This window comes from Ensifer sp. 22521 (assembly GCF_052044795.1).
Taxonomy (GTDB): Bacteria; Pseudomonadota; Alphaproteobacteria; order Rhizobiales; family Rhizobiaceae; genus Ensifer.
This window is the reverse complement of sequence record NZ_JBQENM010000058.1, coordinates 1-9,482: the sequence shown is the minus strand read 5'-3', so window position 1 is coordinate 9,482 and position 9,482 is coordinate 1. Positions and strand designations below refer to the sequence as shown.

General features: G+C 61.2%; 8 protein-coding genes and 1 pseudogene. 8 read left to right on the top strand and 1 reads right to left on the bottom strand.

Going from position 1 to position 9,482, the window contains the following annotated elements; genetic code table 11:
* Positions 1–708 (top strand): mandelate racemase/muconate lactonizing enzyme family protein (locus ACTJKE_RS36250; protein ID WP_440693869.1); only part of this gene is annotated, 708 nt, incomplete at its 5' end.
* A gap of 86 nt (positions 709–794) precedes the next feature.
* Here the strand turns inward: ACTJKE_RS36250 and ACTJKE_RS36245 are convergent.
* Entirely contained in the window at positions 795–1,718 is a 924-nt protein-coding gene (locus ACTJKE_RS36245) for a helix-turn-helix domain-containing protein (protein WP_057248454.1), read from the bottom strand.
* A 212-nt stretch (positions 1,719–1,930) separates the two neighbouring features.
* Here ACTJKE_RS36245 and ACTJKE_RS36240 point away from each other — a divergent pair, with 212 nt between their 5' ends.
* From ACTJKE_RS36240 to ACTJKE_RS36210, 7 genes and pseudogenes are all read left to right on the top strand, one after another.
* Positions 1,931–2,812, top strand: a complete 882-nt coding sequence (locus ACTJKE_RS36240) for a carbohydrate ABC transporter permease (RefSeq protein ID WP_057248453.1) — start codon at positions 1,931–1,933, stop codon at positions 2,810–2,812.
* Positions 2,813–2,815: 3 nt separating this feature from the next.
* The gene (locus tag ACTJKE_RS36235; RefSeq protein WP_058325755.1) at positions 2,816–3,700 is read left to right on the top strand and encodes a carbohydrate ABC transporter permease; all 885 of its coding nucleotides are present in this window, start codon (positions 2,816–2,818) and stop codon (positions 3,698–3,700) included.
* Between the two features lie 2 nt (positions 3,701–3,702).
* Positions 3,703–4,797: an ABC transporter ATP-binding protein gene (locus tag ACTJKE_RS36230; RefSeq protein ID WP_057248451.1), complete on the top strand. Its 1,095-nt coding sequence runs from the start codon at positions 3,703–3,705 to the stop codon at positions 4,795–4,797.
* Positions 4,798–4,837: 40 nt separating this feature from the next.
* Positions 4,838–6,103, top strand: coding sequence for an ABC transporter substrate-binding protein (locus ACTJKE_RS36225; RefSeq protein ID WP_057248450.1), 1,266 nt, complete (start codon positions 4,838–4,840; stop codon positions 6,101–6,103).
* Positions 6,104–6,171: 68 nt separating this feature from the next.
* Positions 6,172–7,725: a polygalacturonase PglA gene (gene pglA / locus ACTJKE_RS36220; RefSeq protein WP_058325756.1), complete on the top strand. Its 1,554-nt coding sequence runs from the start codon at positions 6,172–6,174 to the stop codon at positions 7,723–7,725.
* 8 nt (positions 7,726–7,733) lie between these two features.
* Complete coding sequence (locus ACTJKE_RS36215; protein WP_058325757.1) at positions 7,734–8,822, top strand: glycoside hydrolase family 88/105 protein; 1,089 nt, start codon at positions 7,734–7,736, stop codon at positions 8,820–8,822.
* Positions 8,823–9,026: 204 nt separating this feature from the next.
* Positions 9,027–9,482: pseudogene (locus ACTJKE_RS36210) on the top strand (IS110 family transposase); the annotation flags it as partial.

The window sequence follows — 9,482 nt, the reverse complement described above, 5'->3', positions numbered from 1 at the left end:
CGCGTCTCCGACAATGCCATGGAGATGGCGGAACGCCGGGCGCAGGGGTTTCACGCCTGCAAGATCAAGATCGGCTTTAGCATCGACGAAGACCTGCGCGTCATCCGTGCCGTGCGCGAGGCGATCGGCGATGAAATGCGGCTGATGATCGATGCCAATCACGGCTACACCGTCACCGAGGCGATCCGCCTCGGCAAGGCGGCGGCGGACTACGATATCGACTGGTTCGAGGAGCCAGTGGTGCCGGAACAGCTTTCGGCCTATCGCGAGGTGAGAGCCGGGCAGCCCATCCCGGTTGCCGGCGGCGAGACCTGGCACACCCGTTACGGCATCTGGCCAGCGATCGAGAGCCGCGCCGTCGACATCCTGCAGCCGGATCTCTGCGGCTGCGGTGGGTTCTCCGAGATGGCGAAGATTGCAAGTCTTGCGACGTTGCATGGCGTTCGCATCGTGCCGCATGTCTGGGGTACCGGCGTGCATCTTGCCGCTGCGCTACAGTTCATGGCGGCGATGACGCCAGATCCGGTGCGGGTAAACCCGATAGAGCCGATCATGGAGTTCGACCGGACGGAGAATCCCTTCCGCCAGGCGGTGCTGAAGACGCCGATCGAAACCGTGAATGGTGTCGTTGCCATCCCGGACGCGCCCGGTCTCGGCATCGAGATCGATCGCGGTGCGCTCTCGGAATTCAAAGTATCTCAAGGGTGAGAACAGCGCGGGAGGCCAACGCGCCAACCACGCGCTCCCCCAGCAGGCGGGACGTGCGTTGATCTCAACGGTGCCGACCGCGTCTCCTACTGGTTGGCCGCAAGTCCGTCCGCGAGCGCAAGTGCTTGCTCGGGTTCGTCAAGCTGCATCAAGCCACCATCTCGACTCTGGCGCACCTTGTTCAGGTGATCGCGCGGACTGAGGCCCAAGGTCCGCTTGAACATGCGGGAGAAGTAATAGGGATCGGAATAGCCGACTTCGGTTGCGGCAGCCGCCACGGAAAGACCAGCCTCAAGGAAATGCATGGCGCGCTCCATGCGTTTCAGTTCCTGGTACTTTCGCGGCGTGCGGGTCACTCGCTTCTGGAATTCGCGCAGGAAGTAGTCGCGATTATAGGGCGATGCATCGACCGCTCGTGTCGCAATCTCCGGATCGAGCGGGTTGGCGGAGATCATCGTGGCAGCTTTCATGACAGCAAGGTCGATCGCATCGGCGCCCTCGGGCTGATAAGTGGCGTGGTCCCGCCATCCGATGAATGCGTCCTCGATAAAAGCAATGAGCAGCACCATGAAGAGATGATGCTGACCGAGCGTGACGGAGGAGGGAGGCACACTCTGGCGATAGTGCCGGACCAGCGGTTCGAGAAGCGCCCAGCGCGTGAGGCGCAATTTCGGTTGTAGGTCCATCTGCGCGATAAGGTTATGGCGCCCGTAGATATCGAGCGTAAAGTGCTGCGCAACGCCGAGGTAGGTCTCCCGCCCCTCATTCCATCCGACGAAACGCTGGCCACGCAAAATCAGCATCGCGTCACCCGGCTCCATGATCCGAGGTTCGCCGTCTATCAGGTAATGCCCGCGCCCTTCGAGGCAGATCACAAGGTCATCGACCTCATTGGACTTGTCGATCCGCCAGGTGTGCGAGTGCTCCATGCGGATAGCGGCTCGCGTCAGATTGAGGCTCAGCGCCGTCGGTGGAATCGCAGAGAGAATGCCACCTTCAATTTCGTCCATCTTTTTCCTCGCCTTTGTGAATTCATTCTGCAGGAGAGATGGGTGATTGTCACCGCATAAGCCGCTTGTGCGCACCGTATCGTCTGGGAGGAGGGATCGGTTCGTGGCGAAAAAGGGAGAGTCCTGCTTTCGTCCGTGCCGATCCGGGAGCGTAATTTGTACGAAACTGTATCTATAAAGGCAGCATTTCGGTGCCCTCCGGGAGGAGCGGCATGAAAGGACACCGCCTTCTCGGGCTCGGCTATCTGGCGCCCTACGTCATCGGCCTTCTGATTTTCACGGCCATCCCGTTCATCAGCTCGTTCTACCTGAGCTTCACCAGCTACGACCTGATGAGCGAGCCGCGCTGGACGGGGCTCGCCAACTACGAGCGGCTGTTTACCCGTGACCGCACCTTCATCAAGTCGTTGAACGTCACGCTGCTCTACGTGTTCCTGACCGTGCCGTTGAAGCTCGCCTTTGCACTCTTCATCGCCGCGATCCTGAATTACCGGTTGAAATTTATCGGCCTCTTCCGAACGGCGTTCTACGTGCCATCGATCCTTGGAGGGTCGATCGCCATCGCCGTCCTGTGGCGCTACGTATTTGCTTCGGAGGGACTTGCGAACATGATGCTGGCCACGCTGGGGCTTGCCCCGGTCGACTGGTTCGGCGATCCGACCAATGCGCTTTTCACCATCACGCTTCTGCGCTGCTGGCAGTTTGGTTCGGCGATGGTGATCTTCCTGGCAGCACTGCAATCGATCGACAAGTCGCTCTACGAGGCAGCGGCGATCGATGGCGCGGGCAAGGTGCGGACCTTTTTCTGGATCACCCTGCCGCTGCTGACTCCCGTGATTTTTTTCAACCTCATCATGCAGATGGTGCAGGCGTTCCAGGAGTTCAACGGCCCCTACATCATCACTCAGGGCGGTCCTCTGAAGGCCACATACCTGCTGCCGCTCTACATCTATGACGAGGCGTTCAAGAAGTTCAACATGGGTTATGCCTCGTCCATAGCCTGGGTGCTCTTTGCCATCATTACCGTGCTGACCCTCGTCGCCTTCTGGTCTTCGAAGAAGTGGGTCTTCTACGCCGGCGACAAGAGGAACTGAGCCATGGTCGATCTTCAAACGTTCAACGGCCACCAGGCCGTACGCAGGGCAAGGCTTCGCCTGCTGTCGGCGACAGTTCGCTACGTGCTGCTCTTTTCAGTCGGTTTCGTCATGCTTTATCCGCTGATCTGGCTGGTCGGCGCGAGTTTCAAGACCAACTCGGAGATTTTCGCCGGCGCTGGCTTCCTGCCAGACAACCCGACCGCCGACGGCTACATCAAAGGCTGGCAGACTTCGACGCCCTATGCCTTCGGCCGGTTCTTCTGGAATTCGTTCCTGATCATCCTGCCGAAGGTGATCGGTACGGCGATCTCCTGCACCATGGCGGCCTACGCTTTCGCGCGGTTCGATTTCCCGTTCAAGAAGATCCTCTTCGCTTCGGTGATCGCGATCCTGCTTTTGCCGAATGTCGTGACGCGCATCCCGCAATACATCCTGTTCCGCGATCTCGGCTGGCTCGACAGTTTCCTGCCGCTATGGGTGCCCTCAGCCTTTGCCGGCGATGCCTTCTTCGTCTTCATGCTGGTGCAGTTCCTGCGCTCTTTGCCGGCAGACATGGAAGAGGCGGCGCGCGTCGATGGCGCAAACAGTCTCCAGACGCTCGTCTACATCGTCGTTCCGATGCTGGCGCCGGCGCTGATCTCCGTCTGCCTGTTCCAGTTCATGTGGACGATGAACGATTTCCTCGGGCCGCTGATCTATCTGTCCTCGGTCGACAAATATCCCGTGAGCCTCGCGCTCAAACTCTCCATCGACACCACAGAAGCCTTCGAATGGAACCGCATTCTCGCAATGTCGGTGCTGACGATCACACCGGCTTTGGTCGTGTTCTTCGCTGCGCAACGGTATTTCATTGAAGGGATCTCCTCCGGGGGAGTCAAAGGCTGACCATGGCAAAGGTTCAACTGAAAAACCTCGAAAAGATCTATGGCGGCGCGTTCAAGGCCGTCCACGGCATCAATCTCGACATCGAGGATGGCGAGTTCATGGTCTTCGTCGGCCCCTCCGGCTGCGCCAAGTCGACCACCTTGCGCATGGTCGCGGGGCTCGAGGAGATCTCGGGCGGCGAGATCGTGATCGGCGACCAGCGCGTCAACGATCTGCCGCCCGGCAAGCGCTCGATCGCCATGGTGTTCCAGAACTACGCGCTCTATCCGCACATGAAGGTGCGCGGCAACCTCGCATTCGGGCTGAAGATTGCCGGCAAGCCGAAGGCAGAGATCGACGCAGCTATCAAGCACGTCGCCAGGATCCTCGAGATTGAGCCGCTGCTCGACCGGTTGCCGAAGCAGCTCTCCGGCGGTCAGGCGCAGCGCGTGGCGCTCGGGCGCGCGCTCATCAAGAAGCCGGGCGTCTTCCTTTTCGATGAACCGCTCTCCAATCTCGATGCCAAGCTGCGGGCCTCGATGCGGGTGCGCATCACCGATCTGCACAGACAGCTGAAGGCCGAAGGCCTGTCTTCGACGGTGATCTACGTGACCCACGACCAGACGGAAGCCATGACCATGGGAGACCGGATCTGCGTCATGCAGGCTGGCCGAATCATGCAGGTGGCGACACCCAAGGAGCTCTACAATCGACCGGCAAACCTGTTTGTCGCCGGTTTCATCGGAAGCCCCGAGATGAACCTTGTCGATGCGACGCTTCAAGGTGGCGAACTCCAGATCGGAGGCCAGCGGCTGGCGCTTGGCGCCCATCTCGAGCGCAGGCTTTCGGCGAGACCTGCTGAGGCCGTGCTCGGCATGCGCCCGCAACATCTTTCGCTCGTCGCCGATGGGCCGGGTCTGTCTGCAAGGCTCAGCAATGCAGAGTTCATGGGGCACGAAGTCTACCTGCATGCCGACCTTGATGGCCGCAAGCTGGTGAGCGTCGTGGGCGCCGCCGAGTTCGAGGCACTTGGCCAATCGGACGTGATCCGCCTGCGCCCGGATCCTGATCACCTGCATGTTTTCGACAAGACCGATGGCCGCAACGTCTCGCTGTGAGGAGGCAGCGTTCGGCCCCATTCCAAGGAGGAGAAATTCGATGAGAACGAAAAGAATGATCGCAGCACTGGCCACTGTCGCCTATGGCGCTCTGGCCTTTGGCACGACGGCGCACGCCGCCGAACTGCGTATGGCCTGGTGGGGCGGCGAGAGCCGCCACGTCGCCACCCAGAAGGCGATCGCCGCCTGTGGCGAAAAATACGGCCACACGGTCAAAGGCGAGTTCACCGGCTTTGACGGTTACCTTGAAAAGCTGACGACCCAGATGGCCGGCAAGACCGAAGCCGATATCATTCAGGTCAACTGGCCGTGGTTGCCGTTGTTCTCGAAGAATGGCGACGGTTTTGCCAATCTGCGCAAGCTCAAAGCGATCGATCTTTCCAACTGGAGTGAGGCGGATCTGTCGGCCGGTTCGATGAACGGCGTGCTGCAGGGGCTTTCGGTTTCGACGACGGGCCGCGTCTTCTTTTTCAACGCCACGACCTTCGAAAAGGCAGGCGTCGCCATTCCGAAAAGCTGGGACGAATTCTTTGCGGCAACGGCGACCATCAAGGAGAAGCTCGGCAAGGACTACTACACCTTCAATGCCGTCAAGGAGACGGCGCAACTCCTGACGACCCTGGCTGTCGTCCAGAAGACCGGGAAGGATCTGGTCGATCCCGCGACCAATCGCGTTGCCTGGACACCGGAGGAGCTTACGGAGGGCATATCGTTCCTGGGTAAGCTGGTCGAGACCGGGGCGATCAGGTCGCAGAAGGAAGAAGCAGCCGATGGCAACGTCAATCTGTTCGAAAAGCCCGCCTGGGCCGACGGCAAGATTGCCGGCTCCTACGAATGGGATTCGACCTATTCGAAATATTCAGACCCGTTGAAGGACGGTCAGGTCTTGAAGCCCGTGGCAATGCTGAAGCTTCCGAATGCGGTGACGGAAGGCGTCTATCGCAAGCCCTCCATGGTCTTCTCGATCTCAAAGAACTCCAAAGACCCCGATGCGGCAGCGCAGATCGTCAATTGCCTGCTGAACGAACCGGAGGGCATCGATGCTCTAGGCACCTCGCGCGGCTTGCCGGCGTCGAAGGCCGCCGCTGCCCGCCTCGGTGACAAGGGCGAGCCGGAAGTGCGCGCAGCAAACGCTATCGTCGTTGCCGCAAGCGGTCCGGCCGTCTCGCCTTTCAACGAGCATCCGGAGGTGCGCGCAGCCTTCATCGATACGCTGGAGGAGTACGCCTATGGCCAGCTGAAGGCGGATGAGGCAGCCGCACAGATCATCGATACGGTGAACGACGTGCTTGCCGAGTTCGATTGATCGTCAGATGTCCCGCCACGGTTTCCGCGGCGGGTCCACTCTACCGGAAAAGCCAAGAGAACGAGACCATGATCCGACCGTCCATCATCGCGCTGTCAGCGCGAACGGCAGCGCTTTGCCTGCCTAAAGCCGGAGCGCTCTATCGCGTGCCTGAGCCCGCTTCCTGGCGGCTTTCGGCGTTGACTGGCGACGGCGACGTGCGCGAAGGCGCGGCGACGACGGTCGTGAGCGTTTTTCACGATCTGCAGCCCGGTGGTCGCTACCGGCTCGAGGTCGAAGGGTTCCAATCGCTCGAGTTCGAAACGGCAGCCTGCGCCGGTCTGATCGATCCAACCGCATTCGGGCTTGTGCAGGGTGTGCGTCACAACGACCTTGAGGGTGCCCGCGCCAATGCCGCCGCACTGGCGGATGCCGTCGTCGCCGTGCCGGACGGCGGCACGCTGCGCCTGCCCGAGGGAGACTGGACGGCCTTTCCTGTCCGGCTCAAGGGCGGCATGACCCTCAACCTTTCCAAGGGAGCGATCCTTAGGGCACCTTCAGGTCGCACGGGTTGGCCCATCCTCGACGCACGCGACGCGGAAGGCAAAATGCTCGGAAGTTGGGAGGGACTACCCTCCGCCTGTTTTTCTGCTCCAATACATGCCATCGGCGCTGAAAGCCTGGTGATCGAGGGCGAGGGCACGCTCGACGGATCCGGAGACCTGGGTGATTGGTGGAGCTGGCCGAAGGAAACCCGTAACGGCGCTCGCCGCCCGCGCGGCCTCCACCTCGTTTCCTGCACGGACGTGAAATTGCTTGGCTTTACGATCCGCAACGCGCCGTCCTGGACAGTCCATCCGCAAGGTTGCAGCCGGCTGGTCGCTGCAGGCCTTACCGTGGCTGCCCCGCCCGACAGCCCGAATACCGATGGATTCAATCCCGAAAGCTGCCGCGACGTCACGATCACCGGCGTGCGATTTTCCGTGGGGGACGACTGTATCGCAGTCAAGGCGGGAAAGCGCGGGCCAAATGGAGAAGACGACCACCTTGCCGAAACTCGCGGCATCCGTGTCACCCATTGCCTGATGGAGCGCGGCCACGGCGGCCTCGTTATTGGCTCGGAAATGTCCGGCGGCGTGCACGATGTCGCCGTCGAGGACTGCGAGATGATCGGCACCGATCGCGGCTTGCGTCTGAAGACAAGGCGCGGTCGCGGCGGCTCGATCACGAACATTGCCATGCGGCGAGTTCTCATGGATGGCGTCGAGACGGCGCTATCGGCCAACGCCCATTATCATTGCGACGCGGACGGCCACGATGAGTGGGTGCAATCGCGCCGGCCGGCTGCTACCGGCCCGGGAACCCCAATCATCGATGGTGTCACCGTTGAGGACGTCGAAATCCGCAAGCTCGCGCACGTGGCAGGGGCATTTCTCGGGCTGCCGGAAGCACCGATCCGCAACACCAGAGTTCGCCGGTTGAAGATCGCGTCCTATCGCGGCGACGCGACCGCTACGCCTCCGATCATGGCTGACCGGGTGCGACCGATGCGGCACGAGACGATCGTCGCCGAGTGCGCCGATGTCGACTGCGATGAACCTGCGCTCTTGAGCAAAGCCTCGATTTCCGTTTCCTTTGAATGAGATATCCGATGGACCCGACCACCTATTTCGACCAGTTCGCGCGACGCTACACTCCCTATAAGGGGGGAAGCTGGTGCTATGAGGACGGCTGCATTTACCGCGGTCTTCGCCTTCTTTTCGAGGCGACCGGCGAGGAGCGCTGGAGCGAGCACCAGCGCCGGCTTATCGACCGCCAGGTCGCTCCCGACGGCACACTGCTCGGCTACGATCCTGCGGAGTACAATATCGACAACATCCTTGCAGGGCGCGTCCTATTCCCGCTCGCCGTAGAAACAGGGGATCCCCGCTACAAGAAAGCGGCAGATCATCTCGCAGGCCAACTCGAAACCCATCCGCGCATTCCCTCCGGCAACTATTGGCACAAGCAGCGCTACGCTAACCAGGTCTGGCTCGATGGTCTCTATATGGGTCTCCCGTTTCAGATCGAATACGCACTTGCGACCGACAATCCGGCTCTGATTGCCGATGCGCTTCAGCAGTTCGCGACAGCACTTGCGCTCACCGCGACCGCCAAGGGCCTCTACGTGCACGGCTATGATGACAGCCGGAAGCAAAGTTGGGCGGACCCAATTACAGGCAGGTCGCCGGCGGTCTGGGCCCGGGCCGTCGGCTGGCTGGCAATGGCACTGGTTGATGCGCTGGCGCTTCTGCCCAACGACAGGGCGACCGCAGCGCTACGTTCGAGGACCAACCTGCTGCTTGACGAGTTGATGGCACGCCAGACGCCGTCCGGCCTCTGGACGCAAGTCCTCGATGAACCCGATCTGGCAGGCAATTATGAGGAAAGCTCTGCCTCTGCCATGTTTGCCTACGCATTGCTGCGCTCCGCCCGATTGGGTCTTTCTCAGGCTGATCGAGCCATCTTGGCCGGCCAGCGCGCCCTCAATGCACTGGTTTCGAGGCGCCTTGTCGTTGATAGTGAGGGTGTCACTCGACTGACAACAATCGTCGGTGTCGCTGGCCTCGGCGGCTTCGAAGGCAACTATCGCGACGGCTCGCCCGGCTACTACCTCTCGGAGCAAGTGGTGGCCGATGACGCCAAGGGCGTCGGACCTCTGATGATGGCCTTTGCCGAGAGTGCGAGGCGTTGTGGTTAAGCCGCACCCGAGGCGGCGAACTGCCTAAGTCATCGGTTGCTCCGCCGGGGCCGTGCAGACGGCAATGTTCTTATTTTATCCTACCAGATGGTGTAACGGGCGGAACCCGGCCCGGCAGGTTTGAAGGGCCGGTGGTCGTCCCTCACAATGATGGTGTCGCGGATTCAGGAGTGGCCTGCTCCATAGCATCACGGAGAAACGACCATGAAGCAGTATGCGGGCATCGACGTATCATTGGAATACTCGAGCGTGTGCGTGGTGGATGCGGATGGCCGGATCATCCGGGAAGCGAAGATCCTCAGCGAACCCGATGCGCTGATCGCCTGGTTCGGCGCGCACGGCGTGGCGATGGGGCGCATTGGACTGGAGGCCGGCCCCCTGTCGCAGTGGCTCCATGCCGGGATGGTAGCTGATCGAGACGCGCCACGTGCGTGCAGCCTTCAAGACGATGCCGGTGAAGACCGACAAGAAGGACGCCCGGGGCATTGCGCAGTTGATGCGGCTTGGCTGGTTCAGACCGGTCCACTGCAAATCTCTGGCCGCCCAGGAGGTGCGTGCACTGCTGACCGCCCGCAAGCTCATTCAGGGTAAGCTTCACGACATCGAGATGAGCATCCGGGGCATCCTGCGCGGCTTCGGCCTCAAGGTCGGGCCGACGAC

What these genes read in the sequence shown, in the direction of transcription:
- ACTJKE_RS36225 (WP_057248450.1), top strand. Translation starts at nt 4,838, where the DNA reads ATGAGAACGAAAAGAATGATCGCAGCACTGGCCACTGTCGCCTATGGC.
- ACTJKE_RS36230 (WP_057248451.1), top strand. Translation starts at nt 3,703, where the DNA reads ATGGCAAAGGTTCAACTGAAAAACCTCGAAAAGATCTATGGCGGCGCG.
- pglA (WP_058325756.1), top strand. Translation starts at nt 6,172, where the DNA reads ATGATCCGACCGTCCATCATCGCGCTGTCAGCGCGAACGGCAGCGCTT.
- ACTJKE_RS36235 (WP_058325755.1), top strand. Translation starts at nt 2,816, where the DNA reads ATGGTCGATCTTCAAACGTTCAACGGCCACCAGGCCGTACGCAGGGCA.
- ACTJKE_RS36215 (WP_058325757.1), top strand. Translation starts at nt 7,734, where the DNA reads ATGGACCCGACCACCTATTTCGACCAGTTCGCGCGACGCTACACTCCC.
- ACTJKE_RS36245 (WP_057248454.1), bottom strand. Translation starts at nt 1,718, where the DNA reads ATGGACGAAATTGAAGGTGGCATTCTCTCTGCGATTCCACCGACGGCG.
- ACTJKE_RS36240 (WP_057248453.1), top strand. Translation starts at nt 1,931, where the DNA reads ATGAAAGGACACCGCCTTCTCGGGCTCGGCTATCTGGCGCCCTACGTC.